This window comes from Leclercia sp. UBA2479, from assembly GCF_002341985.1.
Lineage (GTDB): Bacteria > Pseudomonadota > Gammaproteobacteria > Enterobacterales > Enterobacteriaceae > Enterobacter > Enterobacter pneumoniae.
Window position 1 is genome coordinate 171,368 of record NZ_DDPB01000006.1, and the last position, 24,899, is coordinate 196,266.

General features: G+C 55.3%; 26 protein-coding genes. 13 read left to right on the top strand and 13 right to left on the bottom strand.

All coding sequences use genetic code 11. The features are described from left to right. Nucleotides 1–80: 80 nt before the first annotated feature. A complete protein-coding gene (locus B3B59_RS05730; protein ID WP_286808341.1) occupies nt 81–1,370 on the bottom strand; it encodes an MFS transporter in 1,290 nt (429 codons plus the stop codon). Between the two features lie 193 nt (nt 1,371–1,563). Between B3B59_RS05730 and B3B59_RS05735 the strand changes: the two genes are divergently transcribed. Continuing rightward, nucleotides 1,564–3,186 carry an isovaleryl-CoA dehydrogenase gene (locus B3B59_RS05735; RefSeq protein WP_286808342.1) on the top strand — a complete coding sequence of 541 codons (1,623 nt, stop codon included), beginning with the start codon at nt 1,564–1,566 and terminating at the stop codon, nt 3,184–3,186. A gap of 3 nt (nt 3,187–3,189) precedes the next feature. Here B3B59_RS05735 and B3B59_RS05740 read toward each other — a convergent pair whose 3' ends face one another. The 3 genes from B3B59_RS05740 to bsmA all read right to left on the bottom strand — a co-directional run bounded on the left by B3B59_RS05740 (nt 3,190) and on the right by bsmA (nt 6,040). Beyond that, nucleotides 3,190–5,115 carry a methyl-accepting chemotaxis protein gene (locus tag B3B59_RS05740; protein ID WP_286808343.1) on the bottom strand — a complete coding sequence of 642 codons (1,926 nt, stop codon included), beginning with the start codon at nt 5,113–5,115 and terminating at the stop codon, nt 3,190–3,192. Nucleotides 5,116–5,286: 171 nt separating this feature from the next. Beyond that, nucleotides 5,287–5,574 carry a DUF1471 family protease activator YjfN gene (yjfN, locus tag B3B59_RS05745; RefSeq protein ID WP_046886395.1) on the bottom strand — a complete coding sequence of 96 codons (288 nt, stop codon included), beginning with the start codon at nt 5,572–5,574 and terminating at the stop codon, nt 5,287–5,289. Nucleotides 5,575–5,710: 136 nt separating this feature from the next. Further along, on the bottom strand, nt 5,711–6,040 hold the full coding sequence (bsmA, locus tag B3B59_RS05750; protein WP_040077489.1) for a biofilm peroxide resistance protein BsmA: 330 nt from the start codon (nt 6,038–6,040) through the stop codon (nt 5,711–5,713). Between the two features lie 137 nt (nt 6,041–6,177). On the opposite strand from bsmA, the gene yjfP reads away from it, so the two are divergent. Beyond that, a complete protein-coding gene (gene yjfP, locus B3B59_RS05755; RefSeq protein ID WP_286808345.1) occupies nt 6,178–6,909 on the top strand; it encodes an esterase in 732 nt (243 codons plus the stop codon). Between the two features lie 130 nt (nt 6,910–7,039). Here yjfP and yjfY read toward each other — a convergent pair whose 3' ends face one another. Then, entirely contained in the window at nt 7,040–7,315 is a 276-nt protein-coding gene (gene yjfY, locus B3B59_RS05760; protein ID WP_286808347.1) for a DUF1471 family protein YjfY, read from the bottom strand. Between the two features lie 345 nt (nt 7,316–7,660). Between yjfY and rpsF the strand changes: the two genes are divergently transcribed. From rpsF to B3B59_RS05785, 5 genes are all read left to right on the top strand, one after another. After that, nucleotides 7,661–8,056, top strand: coding sequence for a 30S ribosomal protein S6 (rpsF, locus tag B3B59_RS05765; protein WP_040077485.1), 396 nt, complete (start codon nt 7,661–7,663; stop codon nt 8,054–8,056). Nucleotides 8,057–8,062: 6 nt separating this feature from the next. Further along, nucleotides 8,063–8,377, top strand: a complete 315-nt coding sequence (priB, locus tag B3B59_RS05770; RefSeq protein WP_006178996.1) for a primosomal replication protein N — start codon at nt 8,063–8,065, stop codon at nt 8,375–8,377. Between the two features lie 4 nt (nt 8,378–8,381). After that, complete coding sequence (rpsR, locus tag B3B59_RS05775) at nt 8,382–8,609, top strand: 30S ribosomal protein S18 (RefSeq protein ID WP_000135199.1); 228 nt, start codon at nt 8,382–8,384, stop codon at nt 8,607–8,609. A gap of 41 nt (nt 8,610–8,650) precedes the next feature. After that, a complete protein-coding gene (rplI, locus tag B3B59_RS05780) occupies nt 8,651–9,100 on the top strand; it encodes a 50S ribosomal protein L9 (RefSeq protein WP_040077484.1) in 450 nt (149 codons plus the stop codon). Between the two features lie 150 nt (nt 9,101–9,250). Further along, on the top strand, nt 9,251–10,180 hold the full coding sequence (locus B3B59_RS05785; protein ID WP_286808348.1) for a DMT family transporter: 930 nt from the start codon (nt 9,251–9,253) through the stop codon (nt 10,178–10,180). 42 nt (nt 10,181–10,222) lie between these two features. On the opposite strand, the gene B3B59_RS05790 is transcribed toward B3B59_RS05785, so the two are convergent. Further along, nucleotides 10,223–10,864: a LysM-like peptidoglycan-binding domain-containing protein gene (locus B3B59_RS05790; protein WP_286808349.1), complete on the bottom strand. Its 642-nt coding sequence runs from the start codon at nt 10,862–10,864 to the stop codon at nt 10,223–10,225. A 231-nt stretch (nt 10,865–11,095) separates the two neighbouring features. Between B3B59_RS05790 and fklB the strand changes: the two genes are divergently transcribed. Both fklB and cycA read left to right on the top strand, forming a co-directional pair. Continuing rightward, a complete protein-coding gene (fklB, locus tag B3B59_RS05795) occupies nt 11,096–11,716 on the top strand; it encodes an FKBP-type peptidyl-prolyl cis-trans isomerase (protein WP_040077480.1) in 621 nt (206 codons plus the stop codon). Between the two features lie 307 nt (nt 11,717–12,023). Next, nucleotides 12,024–13,433, top strand: coding sequence for a D-serine/D-alanine/glycine transporter (gene cycA / locus B3B59_RS05800; protein ID WP_286808350.1), 1,410 nt, complete (start codon nt 12,024–12,026; stop codon nt 13,431–13,433). A 62-nt stretch (nt 13,434–13,495) separates the two neighbouring features. On the opposite strand, the gene ytfE is transcribed toward cycA, so the two are convergent. Continuing rightward, entirely contained in the window at nt 13,496–14,158 is a 663-nt protein-coding gene (ytfE, locus tag B3B59_RS05805) for an iron-sulfur cluster repair protein YtfE (protein WP_046886400.1), read from the bottom strand. Nucleotides 14,159–14,401: 243 nt separating this feature from the next. Between ytfE and B3B59_RS05810 the strand changes: the two genes are divergently transcribed. Continuing rightward, nucleotides 14,402–16,051 (top strand): methyl-accepting chemotaxis protein, encoded by a 1,650-nt coding sequence (locus tag B3B59_RS05810; RefSeq protein ID WP_046886401.1) that lies wholly within the window; start codon nt 14,402–14,404, stop codon nt 16,049–16,051. A gap of 7 nt (nt 16,052–16,058) precedes the next feature. On the opposite strand, the gene B3B59_RS05815 is transcribed toward B3B59_RS05810, so the two are convergent. The 3 genes from B3B59_RS05815 to B3B59_RS05825 form a co-directional block, all read right to left on the bottom strand. Further along, a complete protein-coding gene (locus B3B59_RS05815) occupies nt 16,059–17,024 on the bottom strand; it encodes a DMT family transporter (protein ID WP_286808574.1) in 966 nt (321 codons plus the stop codon). Nucleotides 17,025–17,099: 75 nt separating this feature from the next. Next, entirely contained in the window at nt 17,100–17,924 is an 825-nt protein-coding gene (locus tag B3B59_RS05820) for an AraC family transcriptional regulator (RefSeq protein WP_286808352.1), read from the bottom strand. Between the two features lie 81 nt (nt 17,925–18,005). Further along, on the bottom strand, nt 18,006–18,854 hold the full coding sequence (locus tag B3B59_RS05825; RefSeq protein WP_212478341.1) for an SDR family oxidoreductase: 849 nt from the start codon (nt 18,852–18,854) through the stop codon (nt 18,006–18,008). An 89-nt stretch (nt 18,855–18,943) separates the two neighbouring features. On the opposite strand from B3B59_RS05825, the gene B3B59_RS05830 reads away from it, so the two are divergent. Next, entirely contained in the window at nt 18,944–19,324 is a 381-nt protein-coding gene (locus tag B3B59_RS05830; protein WP_233803580.1) for a winged helix-turn-helix transcriptional regulator, read from the top strand. Nucleotides 19,325–19,357: 33 nt separating this feature from the next. On the opposite strand, the gene B3B59_RS05835 is transcribed toward B3B59_RS05830, so the two are convergent. Further along, nucleotides 19,358–21,301, bottom strand: coding sequence for a bifunctional 2',3'-cyclic-nucleotide 2'-phosphodiesterase/3'-nucleotidase (locus tag B3B59_RS05835; RefSeq protein ID WP_286808353.1), 1,944 nt, complete (start codon nt 21,299–21,301; stop codon nt 19,358–19,360). Between the two features lie 190 nt (nt 21,302–21,491). On the opposite strand from B3B59_RS05835, the gene cysQ reads away from it, so the two are divergent. After that, the gene (cysQ, locus tag B3B59_RS05840; RefSeq protein ID WP_286783829.1) at nt 21,492–22,232 is read left to right on the top strand and encodes a 3'(2'),5'-bisphosphate nucleotidase CysQ; all 741 of its coding nucleotides are present in this window, start codon (nt 21,492–21,494) and stop codon (nt 22,230–22,232) included. Here the strand turns inward: cysQ and B3B59_RS05845 are convergent. Then, entirely contained in the window at nt 22,226–22,783 is a 558-nt protein-coding gene (locus B3B59_RS05845; RefSeq protein ID WP_040077468.1) for a YtfJ family protein, read from the bottom strand. The genes cysQ and B3B59_RS05845 overlap by 7 nt on opposite strands. Nucleotides 22,784–23,111: 328 nt before the next feature. On the opposite strand from B3B59_RS05845, the gene B3B59_RS05850 reads away from it, so the two are divergent. Further along, entirely contained in the window at nt 23,112–23,318 is a 207-nt protein-coding gene (locus tag B3B59_RS05850) for a DUF1107 domain-containing protein (protein ID WP_012015808.1), read from the top strand. Nucleotides 23,319–23,384: 66 nt separating this feature from the next. On the opposite strand, the gene B3B59_RS05855 is transcribed toward B3B59_RS05850, so the two are convergent. Next, entirely contained in the window at nt 23,385–24,722 is a 1,338-nt protein-coding gene (locus B3B59_RS05855; RefSeq protein WP_207292873.1) for a hemolysin family protein, read from the bottom strand. Between the last annotated feature and the right edge of the window lie 177 nt (nt 24,723–24,899).

Below are 24,899 nucleotides of genomic sequence, written 5' to 3' on the forward strand. Positions count from 1 at the left end.
AGCAAGGCCGTCCAGGGGACGGCCTTGCGTGTTTTCTTCCTCTCCCTGTAAGGGCGGGAGGGCATCAGACGGTGCTCACCTCACTCCTCCAGCGACCGTAAATGGTCATCCTTCCTGAGCGTCATAAGAGCCGCGATACTCACCACCGCCGTTGCCATCACGTAGTAAGCCGGAATATCCAGGTTCCCCGTCTCTTTAATCAGCCCGGTAATGATCAACCCGGCGCAGCCCGAAAAAATCGCATTCGACAGCGAGTAGGCCAGGCCCAGCCCCGTATAACGAACGCGGGTCGGGAACATCTCAGAGAGCATGGCCGGCCCCGGTCCTGCCAGCATGCCCACCAGGCCGCCCGCAATCAGCACCACGAGAGCTTTCACCACCAGCGTGCTGGACTCCGCCTGCAAAATCTTCAGTAGTGGCAGGGCGAGAAGCAGTAACAGCACGGTGGCAACCACCATTACCGTCCGGCGGCCAACCCGGTCGCTCAGCATCCCAGCCGGGATAATGGTCAGGGCAAAGCCAATATTCGAAATCACCGCAATCAACAGCGCCTGGTTAAAGCCCGTATGCAGAGCGGACTGCAGATAAGCGGGCATAATCACCAGATAGGTATATCCCGCCGCCGACCAGACCATCACACGACCAATCCCCATGATAATGGCTTTTAGCGTGGCGCCGGTTTCAGCCTGCTGTACTTCCGCCTGCGCCTGCTGCTTAACAAAGCTTGGCGTCTCTTCCATGCTGACCCGCAGCCATAACGCGACGGCACCCAGCGGCAGGGCGATAAAGAACGGGATCCGCCAGCCCCAGTCGTACAACGCCTCGGGCGTAAGTAGCACCGACAGCAGCGCCACAATACCGGCCCCCGCCAGCAGACCCAGCGCAACGGTAAACGACTGCCAGGCACCGTACAGCCCACGCTTGCCACGAGGGGCAAACTCGGTCATCAGCGACACCGCGCCGCCATATTCGCCACCCGCAAACAGCCCTTGCAGAATGCGCAGCCCGGTAATGATCAGCGGTGCGGCAATGCCGATACTGGCATACACCGGCACCAGGCCGATGGCCGCCGTCGCCAGGGTCATCATAATTAAAACGATGATCAGCGTAGGTTTACGCCCGATACGATCGCCAAGGCGTCCAAAAACCACCGCGCCCAGCGGGCGGAAGAAAAAGGCGATGGCGAAAGAGGCATAGGTGAGGATCAGGCTCGTTAGCCCGCTTTCCCCCTCCAGTTGAAAGAAGTTTTTCGCGATGATCGTTGCCAGGAAACCATAGACCGCGAATTCGTACCATTCGATAAAATTGCCAATAGAACCGGCAATCAATGCACGTTTATGTGCGTCCGGCGTATGTTGTGAAGCGTGCATAATCACTCTCTTCTGGAAGGTGGGAATAAATTATTCTATATAAATCGCGGTTTGAAATAGTTTATTCGTACGTTATGTGAGCTGATTCACGAATGATTTCAACGATCTCCTTGCCTTGTGACCCTCCTCCCATGCAGCCGCGGCCAGCTCTGTCCATACTTAGCCTCACTTGCCATTGAAGGAGGGAGACACAATGCACTGGCAGACGCATACTGTTTTTAATCAGCCTTCGCCGCTGAGTAATAGCAACCTGTTTCTTTCAGATCGCGCCCTGTGCGAGGCGGTGAACCGGGAGGGGGCGGAGTGGGATGGGGAACTGCTCGCCAGTATCGGCCAGCAGCTGGGCACGGCAGAGTCGCTGGAGCTAGGGAGGCTGGCTAACGCCAATCCACCGGAACTGCTCCGCTACGACGCCACCGGGGCACGGCTGGATGATGTGCGTTTCCACCCCGCCTGGCATTTGCTCATGCAGGGGCTGTGCGCCAACCGGGTGCATAACCTGGCGTGGGAAGAGGACGCGCGGCGGGGCGCGTTTGTGGCCCGGGCGGCACGTTTTATTCTGCATGCACAGGTAGAAGCCGGAACCCTGTGCCCCATCACCATGACCTTCGCCGCCACGCCGCTATTGCAGCAGAGCCTGCCGAACGCTTTTCACGACTGGCTAACCCCGTTGATGAGCGATCGCTACGACCCTCATCTGGCGCCGGGTAACCAGAAGCGCGGCCTGCTGATAGGCATGGGAATGACGGAGAAGCAGGGCGGCTCAGATGTGCTGAGTAACACTACCCGGGCGGAAAAGTGCAGCGACGGTAGCTATCGGCTGGTGGGTCATAAATGGTTCTTCTCGGTACCGCAAAGCGATGCCCATCTGGTGTTAGCCCAGGCGAAAGGGGGCCTGTCCTGTTTTTTTGTACCGCGCTTTTTACCCGACGGGCTGCGTAACCACGTGCGGCTGGAACGGCTGAAGGAGAAGCTCGGTAATCGTTCAAACGCCAGCACTGAAGCCGAAATGCTGGATGCCACCGGCTGGCTGCTGGGAGAAGAAGGTGAGGGGATTCGCCAGATCCTGAAGATGGGCGGCCTGACTCGCTTTGATTGTGCGCTGGGTAGTCACGGTTTGATGCGCCGCGCCCTGTCGGTGGCGCTCTATCACGCCCATCAACGCCAGACCTTTGGCAAGACGCTAATAAATCAGCCTCTGATGCGGGATGGACTCAGCCGGATGGCGTTGCAGCTCGAAGGGCAGACGGCACTATTGTTCCGTCTGGCACGGGCATGGGATCGCCGCAGCGATGAGCAGGAAGCGCTGTGGGCCAGGTTATTTACCCCGGCGGCAAAATTCAGCGTCTGCAAGGCGGGCATTCCCTTCGTGGCAGAGGCGATGGAGGTGCTGGGCGGTATCGGCTATTGCGAGGAGAGCGAGCTGCCGCGCATTTATCGCGAGATGCCGGTCAACAGTATCTGGGAAGGGTCGGGAAATATCATGTGCCTGGATGTTTTGCGCGTGCTGGCAAAACAGCCTGGCGTCATGGATCTGCTGGCCGACGATTTTGCTGAAGTAAAAGGGCAAGATCGCCATTTCGATCGTAGCTGGCGCCAGCTTCAGCAACGTCTACGCAAACCGCAAGAGGCGCAGGGCAGGGAGATAACCCGGCAGATCTTCCTGCTGGGCGCAGGGGCACAGATGTTGCGCCATGCCTCGCCGCCCATCGCGCAGGCATGGTGCCGTGAAATGCTCGATGCCCGTGGTGGCTCCCTGCTCAGCGAGCAGGTTCAGGAAGACCTGCTCTTACGCGCCACGGGCGGTGTGGCCTGATAACTACAGACGGAACAGACTCACCAGCTCGCTGAGGTGTGAGCCCTTTTCCCGCAGGGTCTGGGCCGTCTGTTCGCTGCGCGAGACGCGATCGGCGTTGATATGGGATGCTTCGCCGATATGAGTCATCGCCAGGTTCACCTGGCCAATCCCTGCTGACTGCTCATGGGAGGCGTGATTGATCTCGGTGACCAGCTGGTTGATGTTGTCGATATGCGTAATGATGCTCTCCATCGCCTGGCGGGTCTGTTCTGAAAGCGCATGCCCTTCGCTCACTTTACTGAGCGTATCGCCAATCAACTGCTCGATCTCTTTTACGGCGTTGGCGCTGCGTGCCGCCAGGGCACGCACTTCCTGCGCGACAACCGCAAAGCCTTTGCCATGTTCCCCCGCACGAGCCGCTTCTACGGCCGCATTTAGCGCCAGGATATTGGTCTGGAAGGCGATGCTCTCAATCACGTGGGTGATAGCTTCGATACGTTTCGATGCGTCGCGAATATCATCCATGGTTGAGACGGCGTTGCTGACGGTCTCGCCGCCCTGATGCACCGCGCGTGACGTTTCACCCACCAGTTGCTGAGTCTGTTCCATATTAGCGGCGTTTTGCTGCACGGTGGCGGCCAGCTGTTCCATGCTGGCGGACGTTTCTTCTACGCTGCTGGCCTGCTTGTTGATCTGCTCAGAGATCTCACCGGTATCAGAAGCCAGCGCAGTGGTGCCCTGGTGGATCTCTCCTGCGGCTTCCCTTACCTGGCGTACGATTTTTTGTAACCCGCCGCCGATGCCGTTGATGGCCGCGATCAGCTGGCCGACCTCATCCTGTCGCGTGGCGGGAAGCATAGCGCGCAGATCCCCGGCGGCATATTGCTCTGCCAGGCCAATCACATCGCGAAGTGGGCGTGAGAGCCAGCGGCGAATAATCATCACGAACAGCAGGGCGAACAGGGCGGAAAGGACAATGCCGGCGATTAAAAACTGATTACGCAGGGTCGTGACGCTGGCCAGCAGCACGCGCTTATCCACTTCCCCTACAATCGTCCAGTTCCAGCCCGGTAGTGGGGTCCAGGCCATAATCAGGGTGCGTCCATCGGCACTCTGGCGCTCCAGGGTGCCGGATTGATCGCTCAGCAGTTGCTGTTGGATGCCATTATCCCACTCCGGCAATTTCCCCTCATTGGTGCTATGGAAGAGATATTGGCCATGGTTCTTGCCATTACTACGATCCAGGACGAAGAAATGGCCACTCTCGCCCAGGCGGCGGCTGAGGATCTTTTCGCGCATAACGTTCCAGGAGTGCGTGATATCGACTCCGACGAAGAGGATAGCGATCACTTGTCCATCGGCACCCTTCACCGGTTGATACTGCGTGATATAGCGCTTTCCGAAGAGCAGGGCCAGGCCGCGATAGACCTCACCTTTGGTTACCGCAGCATAGGCCGGACTGGCGACATCCAGCACCGTACCCATCGCTCTGTCGCCATTCTCTTTACGCAGCGAGGTCGCCACGCGCACAAAATCATTTCCGCTGCGGACAAACAGGGTAGAGATAGCCCCCGTGCGCGCAAGGAAATCATCCGGCGTCGCGTTGTTTTCATGCAGCTCGGACTCACCACCCTTTAGCAGCGGCACGTTCAGGCCGTTAATGGTGCGGCTCTGGCTGGCATCAATGTTCAGCGGCTGGGGCAGAAAAGTTGTGAACAGGCGGGTATAGCTCTCCACCTCTTCGGTGAGGCTGGTATTAAACATCTGCACCATATCCACCACGCCCGTGGCCTGGTTATGCAGATCTTCAACAGCTAAGGTTTCGAGTTTTTTACTGGTGTTGTAACTCAGGAGAAAAGTGAACAGCAAAAAGAGTGTGGCAACACTCAGGCCGGTAAGCAGCGATAGCTTTGTGCCAAGACCTGCACGGCGAAAAAAAGTGATCATAAATTGCTCAGCATTGAAAAGGTATGGCTCTTCAACGGCAGGGCAGGGCTAACATTTACGGGGAAGATGTAACAGGATGTTACGGAAACGTCTCAATGTAGTAACGACAAGGATAACTGATTTGTAAATATTGAAAAGCCACTAATTTTTAGTGGCTTTTCAAAGGCTTTATCACGCGTACAGAATGGCTTGTACCCGCCAGCGATCAACATGAACATCTTCCTGCATCCGGATGATTCGATACCAGGACGCGCCTTGCTCATCGGCTTTCAGGGCGATGACACGTTCGACGTCCTGCTGGCTTCCGGAAATATCATTCACGGAGATCAACCCAATTTCATTCAGTCCTGTCACACAATCTGCGCTGGCAAAATCCGCCGACTGTGCCGTCGTGCTCAACAGCCCTGCTGAGAGCAACAGTGAGGATAAAGCAAGAGTTCGTTTCATCGTTAGCTCCATTCTACGTGTCCCCGGTATCCGCCGGGCAATCCTTCGCAAATAAACTCACTTCCATTGTCACAGTCACGGAGTTTATTGTGGACAGGAAAACGTCTATGGACGCAAAGCAGTGTAAATGTCGTTTAAATACCTTCAGTTATTTACGATACAAAATGGCCTGCGAATACCATTGTCCCGTAATAACGGTTTCATCGACGAGGATGATGACGTAATAATCTGCTTTCGCTGCGGCGGCCTGGGCTTTAATTGCATTTTCCACATCCATCGGCGAACCGCGCTCAAGGGCGGTGATGGTTCCCATACGCTGTAATCCTTCCGTTTGATTACGGCGAATTTCCTGGGGGTGGTCAGCCACTGGCGGAGCGGGTTGGGGCGTGCCTTGTAACACGCTACAGCCGCATGACAGCAACACCAGCAATAAAGCGACAAACTTTCGCATAACCCTATCTCGTTTCCTGATAGCCATAGTGTAGATGCCCGGTAATTTCATTTTGGGGGAATGTTCCCAAACTGTTATCTGTAACGTAAATTTCGAATGAAAATGGTGTGAAAGCGTAATCCACTTCTCAACATTATGAATCACCCCGCGAGTAAGGATCCTCAATGATTGAAGTTAAAACAGAACAGCCTGGAGATTATGAAATATTACAGGCTTTTCCGGCAGGGTTAGGTGAACAGCCTTTGCCGACGATCATTTTTTATCATGGTTTTACCTCCTCTAAGCTGGTGTACAGCTACTTTGCCGTGGCACTGGCGCAGGCAGGGTTTCGCGTAGTGATGCCTGATGCCCCGGAGCATGGCGCACGGTTTAACGGCGATGGGCAGGCGCGGTTAGGGCAGTTCTGGTCCATTTTGCACGGCAGTCTTACCGAGTTCAGCGGGTTACGTGACACGATCTGTCAGGCCGGGTGGGTCGCAGGCGACCGTCTGGCCGTGGCGGGAGCGTCGATGGGCGGGATGACGGCGCTGGGCATTATGACCCGCCATCCGGAGGTGAAATGCGTGGCCAGCCTGATGGGATCGGGATACTTCACCACGCTTGCCCACACGCTCTTTCCACCGCAGGATGAACAGACTCGGGAGGCCGTGCTGGCGCCGTTAGCCCACTGGGAAGTGACCCGGGCGCTGCCCCGGCTGGCAGACCGCCCACTGCTGCTGTGGCACGGCGAGGCGGACGATGTCGTGCCGGCTACGGAGACGTTTCGTTTACAGCAAGCCTTACAGCGCGATGGACTGGATGGCAACCTCACCTGCCTGTGGGAGGCCGGTGTCCGTCATCGCATCACGCCCACGGCGCTGGATGCCACCGTCAGGTTCTTTGAAACGCACCTCTGAGTCTGACGAAGCAGTAAGCACGGCCTGAATACATATCAAGGATAAAAATAAAAAAAGCCCCCGAACCGGGGGCGAATGAAAGGATGACGTTATTTTCGTTGTTGGCTTTCCTGGTGCTAGCGTTAATGCATTACTGATAGATGTCTGCGCTCGCGTGCATATTCCCGTTGCTGCCCGGCTCCCGGGTAAGTATGACGTGATTATAGCGGGCATTCTGCACATCGGCTTCTTGGTTAAGGGCTTGATCTGCTTCACTTTCAGTGGCGAAGTTATGGTTGATATAAATCACGCCTAAGCTCTGCACATCATCCATGTTTCTGGCCTGTCGGCCGTCGATCTGAATGGCTGCCATGGCGTTTGCACTCAGCAAAAGCGCAGCCAGTACCGCTACAGTGATCTTTTTCATGATATGCGCTCCACGACGACATGCTGTGAATCGGTTGTTTCTCTCTCCTTCTGATCCTCGGTTGAGGTTTGATTAAAGTGTAATCTCTTCTGCGGGGGGCATTGACGACCATTTCTGATGCTGTTGTTCAAAAAAACACCGCAATCGAGGCTGTTCAATGTTAAATCACCCACTTAGACCCGCTTTGCCCTTTGTGCGAATTATTTGTGCAATCACCTTGTGTTTAGCGGGGGTCGCAAGTATTATGACGCGTCAATTTTTCAGCCGACCTTTAACACGTTCCTTGCCTCCCCGGGCCTCGGCTGACCCAGACAGGAGGCTGAATAATCCGTAAGGAGCAATTCGATGCGTCATTACGAAATCGTTTTTATGGTCCATCCTGACCAGAGCGAACAGGTTCCGGGTATGATCGAACGCTACACTGGTGCAATCACTGCAGCAGAAGGCAAGATCCACCGTCTGGAAGACTGGGGCCGCCGTCAGCTGGCTTATCCGATCAACAAACTGCACAAAGCTCACTACGTTCTGCTGAACGTTGAAGCTCCGCAGGAAGCGATCGATGAGCTGGAAACTAACTTCCGCTTCAACGATGCCGTTATCCGCAGCATGGTTATGCGTACCAAAAACGCAGTGACCGAAGCATCTCCGATGGTTAAAGCGAAAGACGAGCGCCGTGAGCGTCGCGATGATTTCGCAAACGAAACCGCAGATGATTCTGATGCTGGGGATTCTGAAGAGTAATTTCTGATGACCAACCGTCTGGTGTTGTCCGGTACCGTGTGCAGGACCCCCCTTCGTAAGGTCAGCCCATCAGGAATTCCTCACTGCCAGTTCGTGCTTGAGCATCGTTCAGTGCAGGAGGAAGCCGGCTTTCACCGGCAGGCGTGGTGCCAAATGCCCGTTATTATTAGCGGACACGAAAACCAGGCCATTACTCACAGTATAACGGTCGGTAGCGCAGTAACCGTTCAGGGGTTCATCTCTTGCCACAAGGCAAAGAACGGCCTGAGCAAGATGGTTCTGCATGCCGAGCAGATTGATTTGATAGATTCTGGAGACTAGCCATATGGCACGTTATTTCCGTCGTCGCAAGTTCTGCCGTTTCACCGCGGAAGGCGTTCAAGAGATCGACTATAAAGATATCGCAACGCTGAAAAACTACATCACCGAAAGCGGTAAGATTGTCCCAAGCCGTATCACCGGTACTCGTGCAAAATACCAGCGCCAGCTGGCTCGCGCTATCAAACGCGCTCGCTACCTGTCCCTGCTGCCGTACACTGATCGTCATCAGTAATCGGGCACGGTCCATTAATACGACTTTAAGAGGATAAGGTAATGCAAGTTATTCTGCTTGATAAAGTAGCAAACCTGGGCAGCCTGGGTGATCAGGTAAATGTTAAAGCGGGCTACGCTCGTAACTTTCTGGTTCCACAGGGTAAAGCTGTTCCAGCTACCAAGAAAAACGTAGAGTTTTTCGAAGCACGTCGTGCTGAACTGGAAGCCAAACTGGCTGACGTTCTGGCGGCTGCTAACGCTCGCGCTGAAGAAATCAACGCACTGGGCACCGTTACCATCGCGTCTAAAGCTGGCGACGAAGGTAAACTGTTCGGTTCCATCGGTACCCGCGATATCGCTGATGCAGTTTCTGCAGCAGGCGTTAAAGTGGCTAAGAGCGAAGTTCGTCTGCCGAACGGCGTTCTGCGTACCACTGGTGAGCACGAAGTTGACTTCCAGGTTCACAGCGAAGTATTCGCTAAACTGGTTGTTAACGTAGTAGCTGAGTAATTTTTTACTCTGCTCACGTCGAAGCGCCGGCCTTGTGCCGGCGTTTTGCTTTTTAGCGTCACGTACCACGCTTTAGCGCTTTAAGGGTCGCTATTCTTTGCGCATTCTCAGATAATAAAATGAAACGCGATTTTATTTATGAGATCTGTCATGGATACCCCTCTGCCCACGCCCGTCTTTGCCCGCAAAAATGTTGCCTATGCCTGCGCGACCCTCTGCTGTCTGCTATGGGGAAGCTCCTACCCGGCCATTAAAAGCGGCTATGAACTCTTCCAGATTGCGACCGACGATATCCCTTCTAAGGTGGTGTTCGCTGGCTATCGTTTTCTCTTTGCTGGCCTGCTGCTGTTGCTCTTTGCGCTGGCGCAGCGCAAACCGATCGCCCGCCTGAGCCCACGCCAGTTTGGACAGCTCTCTCTGCTTGGCCTGACGCAGACCACTATTCAGTACATCTTCTTCTACGTAGGGCTGGCGTTCACCACCGGCGTTAAAGGCTCGATCATGAACGCCACCGGCACTTTCTTTAGCGTGCTGCTGGCGCACTTTATCTACCACAACGATAAACTCAGCTATAACAAGACACTCGGCTGTATCCTGGGTTTTGCCGGGGTGATGCTGGTGAACTTCAGTAGCGGCCTGCAGGATTTTAGCTTCGTCTGGCGCGGTGATGGTTTTGTGGTGCTGGCCGCCTTTATCCTCTCCGCCGCCACGCTGTATGGCAAACGCATCTCACAAACCGTGGATCCGACGGTAATGACCGGCTGGCAGCTGGCGATCGGCGGCGCGGTTTTGTTAGCGGGAGGGTATGCGACGGGCGGTACGCTGGAGTTACATAGCTTCAGTGCGCTGGCGATTCTGGGATATTTAACCTTGCTCTCCTCGGTCGCCTTTGCGCTCTGGAGCGTGCTGCTGAAGGTGAACCGCGTCAGTATGATCGCCCCCTTTAACTTTGTGGTGCCGGTGGCCGGGACGTTGCTCTCAGCTCTGTTCCTTGGGGAGAATATCCTGGAGATCAAATACGCCGTGGCGCTGGTGCTGGTCTGTTCGGGGATTTGGTGGGTCAACAAGCGTAGCGCATAAGGCGCTGGCGGCCGGGCGGCGAATTGCGCCCGGCCTGAGGCGTTATTTCACGCGTAAAAACGAGCCGTCCGGCTGGCGGGTAAACAGCACTTGCTGGCCATTCCCTGCGTCAATCGTCAGCCCTGTCACCACGCCGCTGGCGTTCTGACGAATCTGTACCATCTGACCATTCTGCAGGTTACTCAGCGGCTTACCTGCTCCCTCTACCTGTGCCATAGAATAGACATCGGTTGGCGGTAAATTATGGTCGCGGAATAGCTGCGCCAGAGTTTTACCTGGCTCTATCCGGTAACTGCGCCACTGCTGATCAATGCCAGTCGCCTGCTGCGGCTGAGAGGTCGCCGGCGCTGCCGCCTGCTCCTGCGGCTGTTCTTCCTGAATCGGCTGGGGCTCGGCCGGTGCGACCAGCCCCGGATCGTTCGACGGCGTCACCAGCTGAGTTTGCATCGGCTGGCTCTCCGACTGAGGTTGCGATTGCGACTGCATATCAAGCTGTGCGTCCCGGCTCACCGGCGCTGTATCGCCATCGTCACCGGAGGGCAGCAGGAACCCGATAATCATCAGCAGCAGGCCGAGTATGATGCCCCGACGGTGCATCGGCGGCAGCGGGTCCATGAGGCGAAGATCGTCCGGCGCATGCCAGATCCTCGCCAGGGTAGGTTTCAGTTCAAATCGCCCGGGCATGGCTCTCCTCCTGCTCCGCGTCTTTAATCCTGTTCCGGGAAGTATAGTTTGCTAACTGCCTGAAGGGCGTAGCAAAGTGGGCTTCCGTGACACACATTCGGGAATAATCCTGATCCACGCTATTGTTTCTGTTTCGCCGCGATTTGTCATCTTTACTTAAGACAAAGTTTTACCCGTCGGAGCGTGGCTGCTATGCTGCCCGCTACTTTAAATGTGATGGAAGGAAAACCCATGACCACCCCGACTTTTGACACAATCGAAGCGCAGGCGAGCTACGGTATCGGTTTGCAGGTAGGCCAGCAGTTGAGCGAATCTGGTCTGGAAGGACTGTTACCTGAAGCGCTGGTGGCGGGTATTGCCGACGCGCTGGAAGGCAAGCAGCCTGCCGTGCCGGTAGATGTGGTGCACCGTGCGCTGCGCGAAATCCACGAGCGTGCTGATGCCGTACGTCGTGCGCGTTTCGAAGAGATGGCGGCAGAAGGCGAGAAGTACCTGCAAGAGAACAGCCAGCGTGAAGGCGTGAACAGCACCGAATCCGGCCTGCAGTTCCGTGTTATCACCCAGGGCGAAGGCGCTATCCCGGCACGCACTAACCACGTTCGCGTTCACTACACCGGTAAACTGATCGACGGCACCGTTTTCGACAGCTCCGTTGCCCGTGGTGAACCGGCTGAATTCCCGGTTAACGGCGTGATCCCAGGCTGGATTGAAGCGCTGACCCTGATGCCGGTAGGTTCTAAATGGGAACTGACTATTCCGCAGAACCTGGCCTATGGTGAGCGTGGCGCAGGCGCGTCTATTCCGCCATTCAGCACCCTGGTCTTCGAAGTCGAGTTACTGGAAATCCTGTAATCGTCATGCGTTTTTCCTCTCCCTCCGCGGGAGGGGAAAATAGCGTAAAAAGCTATAGTTAGAACTTAATCAACATTTAATGTTGCAAACGCGAATTTTGAGTGTATTTTTGTGAGCTGTTTCGCGCTGTATGAGTGATATGACACTCACTTTCAACATATTATTAACATAATATCTAAATCATAGTATTCATCCCGCCGAATCTTACCTAATATCGATGAGTCCTTAACAAGGGGTCGTCGAATTTTGACGCAATAAAAGGCCAGAAGAGCCTAAACAACACAGACAGGCAATACAGGAAAATTACATGGTAGATCAGGCAAAAGTCATTGCTACAGAAGAGGCATCGACTGAACAATCGCTTCGGCGAAATCTTACAAACCGTCATATACAGCTTATTGCCATCGGTGGTGCTATTGGTACCGGGCTGTTTATGGGCTCCGGTAAAACCATCAGTCTTGCCGGGCCGTCGATCATCTTTGTCTATATGATCATCGGTTTTATGCTGTTTTTTGTGATGCGTGCGATGGGCGAATTGCTGCTCTCGAACCTTGAGTACAAATCTTTTAGCGACTTCGCTTCCGACCTGTTAGGGCCGTGGGCGGGCTATTTTACCGGCTGGACTTACTGGTTCTGCTGGGTAGTTACCGGCATGGCCGATGTGGTCGCCATCACGGCCTATGCGCAGTTCTGGTTCCCCGGACTGTCGGACTGGGTTGCCTCGCTGGCGGTGATTGTTCTGCTGCTGGGTCTGAACCTCGCGACCGTGAAGATGTTCGGTGAGATGGAGTTCTGGTTTGCGATGATCAAGATTGTCGCCATCGTGGCGCTGATCGTGGTCGGGCTGGTGATGGTGCTGACGCACTTCCAGTCACCAACTGGCGTTGAAGCCTCCTTCGCGCATCTGTGGAATGACGGCGGCTGGTTCCCGAAAGGGATTAGCGGCTTCTTCGCAGGGTTCCAGATAGCGGTCTTCGCCTTTGTGGGCATTGAGCTGGTGGGTACCACCGCCGCAGAGACCAAAGACCCGGAGAAATCCCTGCCGCGCGCGATCAACTCTATTCCGATCCGTATCATTATGTTCTACGTATTCGCGCTGATCGTGATTATGTCGGTCACCCCGTGGAGCTCAGTGGTGCCAACCAAGAGCCCGTTCGTCGAACTGTTCGTGCTGGTGGGTCTGCCGGCGGCGGCGAGCCTGATTAACTTCGTGGTCCTGACCTCTGCGGCCTCATCCGCGAACAGCGGCGTCTTCTCCACCAGCCGTATGCTGTTCGGCCTGGCGCAGGAGGGGGTGGCCCCGAGCGCCTTCGCTAAGCTCTCTAAACGCGCTGTGCCGGCGAAAGGCTTGACCTTCTCCTGCATCTGCCTGCTGGGCGGCGTGGTCATGCTGTATGTGAATCCGAGCGTTATCGGCGCTTTCACCATGATCACCACCGTGTCGGCGATTCTGTTTATGTTCGTCTGGACGATCATTCTCTGCTCGTACCTGGTGTACCGCAAACAGCGTCCAGAGCTGCATGCCGCTTCCAAATACAAGATGCCGCTGGGCAAACTGATGTGCTGGGTCTGTATGGCGTTCTTTGTCTTCGTGCTGGTATTGCTAACGCTGGAAGATGATACCCGTCAGGCGCTGATTGTTACGCCGCTTTGGTTCATTGCTCTGGGGCTGGGCTGGATTTTCATCGGCAAGAAACGCATGGCAGGCGTGCGTTAAAAAAAGGCCACCTGCGGGTGGCCAAACTAAACACTCTATCAAGGCGCTCTCAGGCGCCTTTTTTATTCGCCTGCGAGGGCACGCGGGAACAAGACGTTGTTTTCCAGACTGATGTGCTCCATCAGATCGTCAATCATTTCGTTAATACCGTTGTACATGGCGCGCCAGGTTGTACAGGCATCAGCAGGCGGCGTAACGTTATTGGTGGTGTGTTTGATCACTTCCAGCAGCTCGCCGGCTTCATCGTGTTCGCTCTCCATCACGCTGATTGGCCCCATCGCCTGGCTGCCCATCCCTTGTTTAATCATCGGAAAGAGGATCTGCTCTTCTTTCATCATATGGCTGGAGAGTTCCTGGTGCAGCATGGTCAGGTATTTGGCCAGCCCGCGCGGTACAGAGGCTTTGTCCGCATGCACGCGTTCTACTTTAGTTGCCTGCAGAATTAGCTCCGGCAGCTGTTCACGGTGGCGGTCATGGTATCGCACGATGATATGGTCGATGATCTCTGCCAGCGGGGCGCTGCGCCAGTCTTTATCGACAGGCTGCTCGGCCAGTTCCGCCAGCTCGCTCTCGATAACCTCCACGTCCAGCGCCTTACGGGAGGCGGCACGCGCCAGCGTTTGCTTACCGCCACAGCAGTAATCCATATCATATTTGCGGAACAGCGCCGAGGCGCGTGGGATAGAGAGCGCAAGCTCACCTAAAGGTTGGTCGCGGAAGGCCATGGAAGTTACCTCGTCATCAGGAATATAAGGTGTATTTTAAATACATCTTTTATCGCAGGCTATAACCCTTTAGAGGAAGGGGTAAAAAAGAGAGTTAGATCACAAAAAAATACCGGTTTTAACTCCTTGAATGAATGCAGGAAACCAGTTTAGAAACTTTTTAAAGGCGTAGAGAGCGTAAATAAGCGGCGGAGGTTGCCGATATACCCTCCCAGACAATACCTGCAAATATAAAGGCTACGCATGTTTAAACGAATAAAAGTCATTACCCTGCTGATTTCAGTGCTGCTGGCACTCGGGATCATACAGCTGATCTCTGCGGGCATTTTTATCAATGCCCTGAACAACGATAAAGAAAACTTCACGGTTTCTCAGGTCTCCAGCCAGAACGTGGCAGAGTTTACTGACGCGTGGATCAGCCTTAACCAGGCACGCGTGACGCTGAACCGCGGCATGCTCCGTCTGCAAAGCAGCGTAGCGACGCAGATCAACGGCGGGCAGCTGAATGAGCTGGTCAGCACAGCGAAAAATCTGCTGGCAGATGCCCAGGCCCATTACGACAAATACTATGCGTTGCCGGAAACGCCGGGTCTGGATGACAAGCTGTCCAGCCAGCTGGAAGAGCAGTACCGCATCTACTCCGCGACTCTGGCGCAGATGAACGTTCTGCTGGCGCAGGGCAACCTGGAAGAGATGTTCAAACAAAACGCGGAGCAGAAGCAAACCGCGATGCAGAAAGTCTACCGTGAATGGCGTGAGGCGCAGGCCGCGCTTACCGACAAGGGAATTAAGGATAACGAGAGCGACTATAAGCGCATCCTGTGGATCCTCTCTACAATGATGGCGCTGGTCATCGCGACGATTATCTCCAGCTGGATTGCGATGCGCCGCGTGCTGTTGCTGCCGCTGCAGGACGTGATTGATCATATCCGTGCCATTGCGGCGGGAGATTTGACCCAGTCTATCGATCCGTCAGGTAAAAACGAGATGGCGGTGCTGGCGCGCAATGTACACGAGATGCAGACCTCGCTCTCTCGCACCGTTGGTGTAGTACGTGAAGGTGCCGATACCATCTATACCGGTGCGGGCGAAATCTCTGCGGGCAGTAACGATCTCTCTTCCCGTACTGAGCAGCAGGCTGCCTCTCTGGAAGAGACCGCCGCCAGCATGGAACAGCTGACCGCAACGGTGAAGCAGAACGCCGACAACGCACGTCAGGCTTCCCGACTGGCACTGGACGCCTCCTCTACCGCGAAAAAAGGCGGCAGCGTGGTGGAAGGCGTGGTGCGCACCATGGATGAGATTGCCACCAGCTCCAGCAAAATTGCGCAGATCACCAACGTGATTGACGGCATCGCGTTCCAGACCAATATCCTGGCTCTGAACGCCGCGGTAGAAGCCGCCCGTGCGGGTGAGCAGGGGCGCGGTTTTGCGGTTGTCGCCGGGGAAGTGCGTACGCTGGCAAGCCGTAGCGCTCAGGCAGCAAAAGAGATCAAAGCCCTGATCGATGACTCTGGCGAGCGCGTCAGTGCAGGGTCGGCGTTAGTCAATGAAGCCGGCACGACCATGGCGGAGATCGTCAATGCGGTGACGCGCGTCACCGACATTATGGGCGAAATCGCCTCGGCGTCTGATGAGCAGAGCCGTGGCATTGACCAGGTAGGTCAGGCGGTTGCTGAAATGGATCGCGTAACTCAGCAGAACGCCTCGCTGGTGGAGGAGTCTGCCGCCGCCGCCGCCGCGCTGGAAGAACAGGCCGCACGCCTGAACGAAGCCGTGGCGGTATTTAAAATCGCCCGCGGTCAGACGCTGAAAACCCCAGCCACCAAAGCCGCTACGCCGAAGGCAAAACCGGTTGCTACGGTTTCTGAAGCGAACTGGGAAACCTTTTAATCGCTAATTAGCCTTGCGAGACCGGAACGACCGTCGGTTTTTCCGGTTTCGCGCTTACCGCAACCACCACGCCCACCACCAGCAGCGCGATCCCGCCCAGCGTCAATAATGGCGGCAAACTCTGGCGCATCAGGAAGGTATAGAGTAACCCCGCCAGCGTCTCAAAAACGATTAACGGGCCGAGGATCACCGTTGGCAACTTCTGGCTGGCGACGTTCCAGCACAGCGCACCGACCCAGGAACAAAGCACCGCAATCGCCACCATTAGCCCTACAAACAGCCCCGGCCGGGGTCCAAACGGCAGGTCAAACGCCGGCAGTTCGACATTCAGCCACAGGCAAGCCGCGATATAGCCCAGCAATGAGACCGGTAGCGTCACCAGCGCCTGCGCGGTGGCCCACATCATCGGATGTTTATCCGGGTTCTCCCGCAGCCAGCGGGCATTGCGCAGGGCATACCACGCCCAACAGACTACCGACAAAAACGCCAGGATGATGCCAGAGACGTAACGCCAACCGCTGACGTTTACCAGACCATGTCCCAGCTCGGCGACGTTGACACACACCAGCCCCAGCGCAATACAGATCAGCGCCGGCACCATTTTCGACCATGCCAGTTTGCCATCGCGCTGGCTATATAGAAGATTGGCGAAGACCGGGATCACCACCGGCAAGGTGCCAATGATCATGGTCGAGACCGGCGCCCCGGTGCGCTGAATGGCGCTTGCCAGGCAGAGGTAATAGATCAGGTTGCCCATCATGGTGAGGACGAGGGCGGTGAGCCAGTCCCGGCGGGTAAGTTGGCGCAGGCGGGCGCGTCCCAGCCAGGCGAGCGGTAGGGCGATTAACCCCAGCGCCAGGTAACGCCCCATCGACTGCAGCATCGCCGGGTATTCGGGTACGATTAACGGGCCGACAAAAATCAGCCCCCACATCAAGCCTGCAAGCAGGGCATACAACACACCGCTAATCATTTTGTTATCCACATCTTAGAAACCTGCGGTCAGTGTAGAAAGGGAGGCGCGGAGAGTATTGTACGAGGTTGCGCATTAACGCCTCGCCACCTGCTTCTGATAGCGAACCGGGGTGATGCCATAACGGCGGGTAAAGGCCCGGGTCAGGTGCGATTGATCGGTTAAACCGGTGGCGGCGGCCACTTCGGCGGCGGGCATGCCGTGGGTAAGAAAAGCCTTGGCGCGCCACAGGCGAATGGCCATCAGCATCTGGTGCGGGGTGACGTGAAAGTGGGCCTTAAACTGGCGCTGGAAATGATACGGGCTGAGCGCCACCACCTGCGCCAGTTCGTCCAGGGTCAGGGCGTGCATATAGTTGTCGTGCAGATATTCACGCACTCGCTCAAAGCGGTGCGCCCCCTCCTGAATCTGCGGGGCATGGCGAGCCAGCGGCTGGAAAGTCTCAATCAGATCCAGCAGCAACCCTTTCTGAGCCAGCGGATCGTCGGTATGCCACAGGGCGTAGATAAGCTGGCCGATTTGCCGGGAGCGTAGCGGATCGTAACGGGTAACATCGCTAAACCACCAGTGACGTACGCCGGTTACCTCTTCCAGCAGGTCGGGTTCAAGATAAACCATACGGTAACGCCAGCCGCCATCGGTCGCGGACTCGCCGGTATGGATCTCATCCGGGTTCATGGTGACGACAGATTTCTCAGGGGCGAGGTAGTGGGAGCCGCGATAACGAAAGCGCTCGGCACCGGTTTCGATAGTGCCGATACCAAAGGCTTCATGGGTATGGGGTTCAAAGGCATAGCGGGAGATATGGGCATGGTAAAGCTCCACGCCAGGTAGCTGCGCCAGATGGCGAAAGCGGGCGCTGTCTCTCTCATCAATAAACTGTTCAGGTACGCCTTGCACAGCCACACTCCTCACGGGTCATCCTTTCATTATCAGAGATGACCCGTGGGGATGCTACAAAAAATAACCTGTCTTTAACAATTACAGAATCGCTTTGACGCTCTCCGCCAGCGGCGTGGTCGGGCGGCCAATCAGCGCACTCAGGGTATGGCTGTCGTCAAATAGGCCCCCTTTTGAAGCGCCTGTGTCAGAGTCTGCCAGCATCTCCGCCAGCCCGGCCGGCAGGCCCACGCTCTTCAGCGCGGCAGAAAAATCGGCTTCGCTAAGATTCTGGTACTTCACGCTCTTCCCGCTCTGTTTGCTCAGTTCGGCCGCCAGTTCGTTCAGGGTCCAGGCGTTATCACCCGCCAGTTCGTAGACTTTTCCGGCATGGCCCTCTTCGGCGATCACTTTGGCTGCGGCCGCTGCGTAATCTGCGCGGGTGGCAGAGGCGATTTTGCCATCGCCCGCTGAGCCAATAAACACGCCATGCTCCAGGGCAGGCGGCGCGCTGGCAAGATAGTTTTCGGTATACCAGCCGTTACGCAGCAGGGTGAACGGAATACCCGATTCGGCCAGCGCTTTTTCGGTGGCGACGTGCTCAACGTGCAGGCCCAGTGGGGAGGTGTCAGCATGCAGCAGACTGGTATAGGCAATAAATTTCACGCCCGCCGCTTTGGCGGCGTTAATGACGTTCTGGTGCTGTGGTGCGCGCTGGCCCACTTCGCTGGAGGAGATCAGCAGCAGCTTCTCTACGCCCTGCAGCGCGGAGGTGAACGCCGCCTGGTCGGCGTAATCCGCCTGACGCACGTCAAGGCCTTGCTGGCTCAGGGCCCCAGCTTTCGCCGGATTACGCACAATCGCCACAATTTGACTGGCTGGAACGGTTTTCAACAGCTGCTCGATAACATGGTGGCCAAGCTGGCCGGTAGCACCGGTAATTGCGATCATGATGAAGATCCTTCGTTTCAGGAGAGTGTTATGGCACACTAGCACCAACGCTAACTTTTAGTAAGTACGTACAAAAAGGTAAGTATCAAATGGGTCAACAAACGCTCACCGAGCAAATGCGTGATGGCAATCTGTTTGCCGAACAGTGTCCGTCGCGAGAGGTGCTTAAGCACGTTACCAGCCGCTGGGGTGTTCTGATTCTGGTGGCGCTGCGTGAAGGGACCCACCGTTTTAGCGATCTACGACGCAAAATGGGGGGCGTCAGCGAAAAGATGCTCGCGCAGTCACTGCAGGCGCTGGAGCAGGACGGCTTTCTCAATCGGGTGTCATTTCCGGTAGTGCCTCCGCATGTGGAGTACAGCCTGACCCCGCTGGGGATAGAGGTGAGTGAGAAGGTGGCCGCACTGGCCGACTGGATTGAGCTGCATACCCCAGAGGTGATCGGCAACCGGGAAGGGCGCGCAGCCTGAACCCCGGCAGCATAATGCTGCCGGGACAGGGCATTACTTACCTAAATCCAGCTGATAGAGGGCAAAGCCGATCTCGTCATTGCCGACTTTATGCATCGGATACTGGGCTTTCTCTTTAATGAATGCCGCCGCTTTCTCCGACGGTGAGGTTTCAAAGCGAATATCCAGCTTCACATCGCTGTGAATCGGAGCCAGGCGCCAGTTGTTGTCGGCGGCCGGATGGATTGCACCCGACTGCTTCGACTGTTCGCCAATCCACGCCGCCAGTACCGAGCGGTTCTCATCGGGTGAAGCAAAGGCGATATGGCTATCGCCCGTTCCGGCAAATTTCCCGCCGTAGGCACGATAGTTATTGGTGGCGACCAGGAAAGTGGCATTGGGATCGATTGGCTTGCCGTTAAAGGTCAGATGCGTAATACGCTCTGCCTGCGGGTTAATGGTCTGGCATTCGCCGTCATATTTCGCTGGCTGAGTCACATCAATCTGGTAATCCACCCCATCGATCACGTCGAAGTTATAGGTGCGGAAACCGTCCCAGTTAATCAGAGACTGCGGTTTTGTGCTGGTCGGGTCAATCTGGTTAAACTGCCCGGCAGAGCACTCCAGCCACTCCTTCACCTCTTTGCCGGTGGCTTTTACCACCACAAGGGTGTTGGGATAGAGATAGAGATCGGCGGCATTGCGGAAGGTGAGCAGGCCTTTTTCCACCTCAACGTAGCTGGCCGGGTCGTTTTTACGCCCGCCCACTTTAAACGGCGCGGCGGCAGAGAGCACCGGCAGCTTCGCGAGGTCCGGGTCGCCCTGAATAAAGCGCTCGGTATAAGCTTTTTGCGCCATGTTCACCACCTGCACGGTGGGGTCGTCCTGCACCAGTGCCAGGAAGCTGTACATATTGTCGGAGGATTTTCCCACCGGCTTGCTAACGAACTCGCGGGTCGCGTCGTGATCGTGCTTCAGTACCTGCACCAGATCCTTATCTTCGCCTACCAGCGCCTTTTTCGCGGCGGCATCGTAGATGGGGCGCGCTTCCGCTTTCGAGGTGGTGACCTGCCATTTACCGCTGTCGTTATTCAGCACCAAATCCACCACCCCCAGGTGATCGCCCCACATCCCCGGCATGACGGCCGGAATGCCGTTCAACGTCCCTTTGGCGATGTCCGCCCCTTTAATACTGGCGAAATCTTTCCCCGGGAAGACCGCGTGCGCGTGACCAAACAGGATGGTGTCGACGCCCGGCACTTCGCTCAGGTAGTAAACCGAGTTCTCTGCCATCGCCTGGTACGGGTCGGCTGATAGCCCGGAGTGGGCGACTACCACCACCAGGTCAGCGCCTTTTTCGCGCATCTCCGGCACATATTTGCGCGCGGTTTCGGTGATGTCATTCACCGTAACTTTGCCGCTCAGGTTGGCTTTATCCCAGGTCATGATCTGCGGTGGGACAAAACCGATATAGCCAATCTTCAGGGTCTGCTTTTTGCCATCCTGATCGACCACCTCAGTCTCTTTAATCAGGTAGGGGGTAAACAGCGGCTTTTGGGTCTTAACGTCGATGATATTGGCATTAACGTACGGGAATTTGGCGCCAGCGAGGGCCATATGCAGGTAGTCCAGCCCGTAGTTGAACTCATGATTCCCGAGGTTGCCTACGGCGTAATCAAGGGTGTTCAGGGCCTTATAGACCGGGTGAATATCCCCTTTTTTCAGCCCTTTTGCCGCCATGTAATCACCGAGCGGACTACCCTGAATTAAGTCTCCGTTGTCGACCAGTACGCTATTTTTCACTTCGCCACGGGCGGCGTTGATCAGGCTTGCGGTACGTACCAGGCCAAATTTCTCTGTCGGGGCATCTTTGTAGTAATCGAAGTCCATCATGTTACTGTGCAGATCGGTGGTTTCCAGAATACGTAGATCTACCGTCGCTGCCTGTACACTCGCGGCAATCAGCGTCGCCAGGAGCGTTGCACTAAACTTAATCATTGAGGGGTCCTTTTTTTCGATCCAGGCCACAAAAGAATATGTATGTATATTTTTTTGCTTACAGAATTGTGAATCCTGCCAGAAAAAAGGACCGCGAAACCGGAATTGCTTCACAGATAGCGGATTTATTCACAATACGATATAAATAAAACAAAGAGTTATACCCACTGTGATAACAAAGAGGTGGAGAATGTTAGATAAAATTTGTCAGCTCGCACGGGAGGCGGGGGATGCCATCATGCAGGTCTATGATGGCAAGGTGCCGCTCGATGTCGTGAACAAAGTGGATGACTCGCCGGTGACGGCGGCGGATATTGCGGCGCATAGCGTGATTCTAAAAGGCCTGCAGGCGCTGACGCCCGAAATCCCGGTACTCTCTGAAGAGGCACCGCAAAGCTGGGATGAACGCCAGCACTGGCAACGCTACTGGCTGGTGGATCCACTGGATGGGACGAAAGAGTTCATCAAGCGTAATGGTGAGTTCACCGTCAATATCGCCCTGATTGAAAAGGGTAAAGCGGTGCTCGGCGTGGTATATGCGCCGGTGCTGAAGGTGATGTACAGCGCGGCTGAAGGCAAGGCGTGGAAAGAAGAGTGCGGCGTGCGCAAGCAGATTCAGGTGCGGGATGCCAGGCCGCCGCTGGTGGTGATCAGCCGTTCGCACAGCGACAACGAACTGCAGGAGTACTTGCAACAGCTGGGTGAGCATCAGACCACGTCCATTGGCTCGTCGCTGAAGTTCTGTCTGGTGGCAGAAGGGCAGGCACAGCTCTATCCCCGCTTCGGGCCAACCAACATCTGGGATACTGCCGCAGGCCATGCGGTGGCCGCCGCCGCCGGCGCGCATGTTCACGACTGGCAGGGTAAGCCTCTCGACTATACCCCGCGTGAATCGTTCCTTAACCCGGGGTTCCGGGTGTCGCTCTATTGATCGAGCAACTTGTGCAGCAGGGCAGTGACCTGCTGCACCTCATCCTGGCTTAAGCCTCCGTCTTTTGCCCACTGGATGCGTCCCGCTTTATCCAGCACCACAACCGCCGAGCCCTCCTCCTCTAACTGCCACGCTCCGCGTACCACGCCGTTGCTGTCCACGATGAACTGTGACCAGGGGTAGAGCTTTTTATTGCTCTCCAGGCTGCTGCGCACAAACATGCCGGAGCCGGGAATGGCATCATCGGTGTTGACAATGGTGGTCGTTTGATAGCGGTCATGTGGCAAATTTGCGGTCTTGATCGCTTCAATAAGTGTGGCATTTTTCTCTTTTGCGGAGGTGCGACCGGCAATATGCATGACAACTCTCACTTTTCCTGCGAGCTGTGCGCTATTCCAGCTTTTATAGCTAAACTTATTATTGTCGAGGATCAATTCTCCCCGGTCGGCAACGCCCACCGGCGGCACACGTTGCCCCTTTTCAAAATTATGTGCACTGGCCATCAGCGGAAGCATCAGGCAGGCGACTGCCAGAACGTTACGTAGGGTCATGGTTTTTCCTTTTTTATAAATTGCAGGTGATCCGACCACTTGGTCATACGTTTTTAATGATATGTGCGATCGTCTCTGTTTACCCGCAATCCCGGTGCCAGATTGCGGTGGAACGCACATAACTGGACAAAAACGACGGCTTATACTGCCTGTAGGTAAGCTTTGCAAAGAAAATTCTGAATAACTGTCATCAAAAGGTAAATAAACTTATGCACACTGGGTATCACTGATTTTCTGGTCTATAGTCATTGGGCATCAAAATTTGCGCTCTGGAAAGTCGGGCTGAATGTGGCACCGCAAGGGCGTATGATTCGCAGGAGATATTAAAATGAAAATTTTCCAACGCTACAATCCGCTTCAGGTAGCGAAATACGTAAAAATCCTGTTCCGTGGACGGTTGTATATCAAGGATGTTGGCGCTTTTGAGTTCGATAAGGGCAAGATCCTTATCCCAAAAGTGAAGGACAAACAGCACTATTCTGTGATGTCCGAAGTCAACCGTCAGGTTATGCGTCTGCAGACTGAGATGGCTTAACCAACGTGCTATGCAGTAATAAAGAAACGGCTCCCGATGGGAGCCGTTGATGTTTCTGGGACAGCGTTATTCCGACACTTTCTCTTGTGCATCCGGCAGCTTCGGTACCAGCACGGTCGGTTTGTTATCGATGCGGGTCACCAGCAGCTGATCGATACGGTAGTTGTCGATATCCACCACTTCGAATTTAAAGCCTGAGAACTTCACCGAGTCGGTACGTTTCGGGATCTTACGCAGCATAAACATCATAAAGCCGCCGATGGTCTCGTAGTTACCTGACTGCGGGAACTCATCAATGTCCAGAACGCGCATTACATCTTCAATCGGCGTGCCGCCATCGATCAGCCATGAGTTCTCGTCACGCTGAACAATCTGCTCTTCCAGCCCCTGGCCCACCAGGTCGCCCATCAGCGTGGTCATCACGTCGTTCAGCGTGATAATCCCCACCACCAGCGCATATTCGTTCATGATGACCGCGAAGTCTTCGCCCGCGGTTTTGAAACTTTCCAGCGCTTCAGAAAGGGTCAGGGTATCGGGAACGATCAGCGTATTGCGGATCTGCACGCCGCTGTTCAGCGCCAGGCTCTGGTTCGCCAGCACGCGGTTCAGCAGGTCTTTAGAGTCCACGTAGCCGATGATGTGGTCGATATCTTCATTACAGACCAGGAACTTAGAGTGCGGATGTTCCGCTACTTTTTGTTTCAGGCTCTGCTCGTCTTCATGCAGATCGAACCAAATCACGCTTTCACGTCCGGTCATAGAGGACGGCACGGTACGGGATTCCAGTTCGAACACGTTCTCAATCAGCTCGTGCTCCTGTTTACGCAACACGCCAGCCAGCGCACCCGCTTCGACCACCGCGTAAATATCGTCGGAGGTGATGTCATCTTTGCGCACCATCGGCAGTTTAAAAATGCGGAAAATCATATTCGCCAGGCCGTTAAAGAACCACACCAGCGGACGGAACACATACAGACAGAAGCGCATCGGGTTGATGATACGCAAAGCCACGGCTTCAGGCGCAATCATACCGATGCGTTTCGGTGTCAGGTCAGCGAAGAGAATGAACAGACCCGTCACCAGCGAGAACGAGAGAATAAAGCTCAACTGCTCTGAGAGTTCAGGCGAGAAGTACTTCGAGAAGAGAGTGTAAAAGACCGGGGAGAAGGCTGCATCGCCGACGATACCGCCCAGAATTGCTACCGCGTTAAGGCCAATTTGCACCACGGTAAAGAACATACCGGGGTTTTCCTGCATTTTTAAAACGCGATGTGCATTGATGTTACCGTCATCGGCAAGCAGTTTAAGTTTGATTTTACGGGATGCGGCCAGTGAAATTTCTGAAACTGAGAAAAATGCACTCACGGCAATCAGACAAAGTATTACTAAAATACTGTTTAACATATCTTATCCGGCTTTTCGCCAGATCCTCGGAAGGGAAGTTAAGTTTCGTTTGAAGAGATAGTGAAAACCGGTCCGAAGCGGTAGGCCGGTTGTTTCAGCGGCTAGTATAGCGTAAAGCACTGTAAACCCGCCAGAGATCACTTTTTGACCCAACCTTGCAGCAGGCAGGCAAGGTCG

What these genes read in the sequence shown, in the direction of transcription:
- B3B59_RS05830 (WP_233803580.1), top strand. Translation starts at nt 18,944, where the DNA reads ATGGGTCAACAAACGCTCACCGAGCAAATGCGTGATGGCAATCTGTTT.
- cysQ (WP_286783829.1), top strand. Translation starts at nt 21,492, where the DNA reads ATGTTAGATAAAATTTGTCAGCTCGCACGGGAGGCGGGGGATGCCATC.
- B3B59_RS05850 (WP_012015808.1), top strand. Translation starts at nt 23,112, where the DNA reads ATGAAAATTTTCCAACGCTACAATCCGCTTCAGGTAGCGAAATACGTA.
- B3B59_RS05740 (WP_286808343.1), bottom strand. Translation starts at nt 5,115, where the DNA reads ATGATCACTTTTTTTCGCCGTGCAGGTCTTGGCACAAAGCTATCGCTG.
- B3B59_RS05790 (WP_286808349.1), bottom strand. Translation starts at nt 10,864, where the DNA reads ATGCCCGGGCGATTTGAACTGAAACCTACCCTGGCGAGGATCTGGCAT.
- B3B59_RS05735 (WP_286808342.1), top strand. Translation starts at nt 1,564, where the DNA reads ATGCACTGGCAGACGCATACTGTTTTTAATCAGCCTTCGCCGCTGAGT.
- B3B59_RS05810 (WP_046886401.1), top strand. Translation starts at nt 14,402, where the DNA reads ATGTTTAAACGAATAAAAGTCATTACCCTGCTGATTTCAGTGCTGCTG.
- B3B59_RS05815 (WP_286808574.1), bottom strand. Translation starts at nt 17,024, where the DNA reads ATGATTAGCGGTGTGTTGTATGCCCTGCTTGCAGGCTTGATGTGGGGG.
- yjfN (WP_046886395.1), bottom strand. Translation starts at nt 5,574, where the DNA reads ATGGAGCTAACGATGAAACGAACTCTTGCTTTATCCTCACTGTTGCTC.
- fklB (WP_040077480.1), top strand. Translation starts at nt 11,096, where the DNA reads ATGACCACCCCGACTTTTGACACAATCGAAGCGCAGGCGAGCTACGGT.
- B3B59_RS05845 (WP_040077468.1), bottom strand. Translation starts at nt 22,783, where the DNA reads ATGACCCTACGTAACGTTCTGGCAGTCGCCTGCCTGATGCTTCCGCTG.
- B3B59_RS05835 (WP_286808353.1), bottom strand. Translation starts at nt 21,301, where the DNA reads ATGATTAAGTTTAGTGCAACGCTCCTGGCGACGCTGATTGCCGCGAGT.
- ytfE (WP_046886400.1), bottom strand. Translation starts at nt 14,158, where the DNA reads ATGGCCTTCCGCGACCAACCTTTAGGTGAGCTTGCGCTCTCTATCCCA.
- B3B59_RS05730 (WP_286808341.1), bottom strand. Translation starts at nt 1,370, where the DNA reads ATGCACGCTTCACAACATACGCCGGACGCACATAAACGTGCATTGATT.
- rpsR (WP_000135199.1), top strand. Translation starts at nt 8,382, where the DNA reads ATGGCACGTTATTTCCGTCGTCGCAAGTTCTGCCGTTTCACCGCGGAA.
- priB (WP_006178996.1), top strand. Translation starts at nt 8,063, where the DNA reads ATGACCAACCGTCTGGTGTTGTCCGGTACCGTGTGCAGGACCCCCCTT.
- yjfP (WP_286808345.1), top strand. Translation starts at nt 6,178, where the DNA reads ATGATTGAAGTTAAAACAGAACAGCCTGGAGATTATGAAATATTACAG.
- rpsF (WP_040077485.1), top strand. Translation starts at nt 7,661, where the DNA reads ATGCGTCATTACGAAATCGTTTTTATGGTCCATCCTGACCAGAGCGAA.
- B3B59_RS05855 (WP_207292873.1), bottom strand. Translation starts at nt 24,722, where the DNA reads ATGTTAAACAGTATTTTAGTAATACTTTGTCTGATTGCCGTGAGTGCA.
- bsmA (WP_040077489.1), bottom strand. Translation starts at nt 6,040, where the DNA reads ATGGCTATCAGGAAACGAGATAGGGTTATGCGAAAGTTTGTCGCTTTA.
- B3B59_RS05785 (WP_286808348.1), top strand. Translation starts at nt 9,251, where the DNA reads ATGGATACCCCTCTGCCCACGCCCGTCTTTGCCCGCAAAAATGTTGCC.
- yjfY (WP_286808347.1), bottom strand. Translation starts at nt 7,315, where the DNA reads ATGAAAAAGATCACTGTAGCGGTACTGGCTGCGCTTTTGCTGAGTGCA.
- B3B59_RS05825 (WP_212478341.1), bottom strand. Translation starts at nt 18,854, where the DNA reads ATGATCGCAATTACCGGTGCTACCGGCCAGCTTGGCCACCATGTTATC.
- rplI (WP_040077484.1), top strand. Translation starts at nt 8,651, where the DNA reads ATGCAAGTTATTCTGCTTGATAAAGTAGCAAACCTGGGCAGCCTGGGT.
- cycA (WP_286808350.1), top strand. Translation starts at nt 12,024, where the DNA reads ATGGTAGATCAGGCAAAAGTCATTGCTACAGAAGAGGCATCGACTGAA.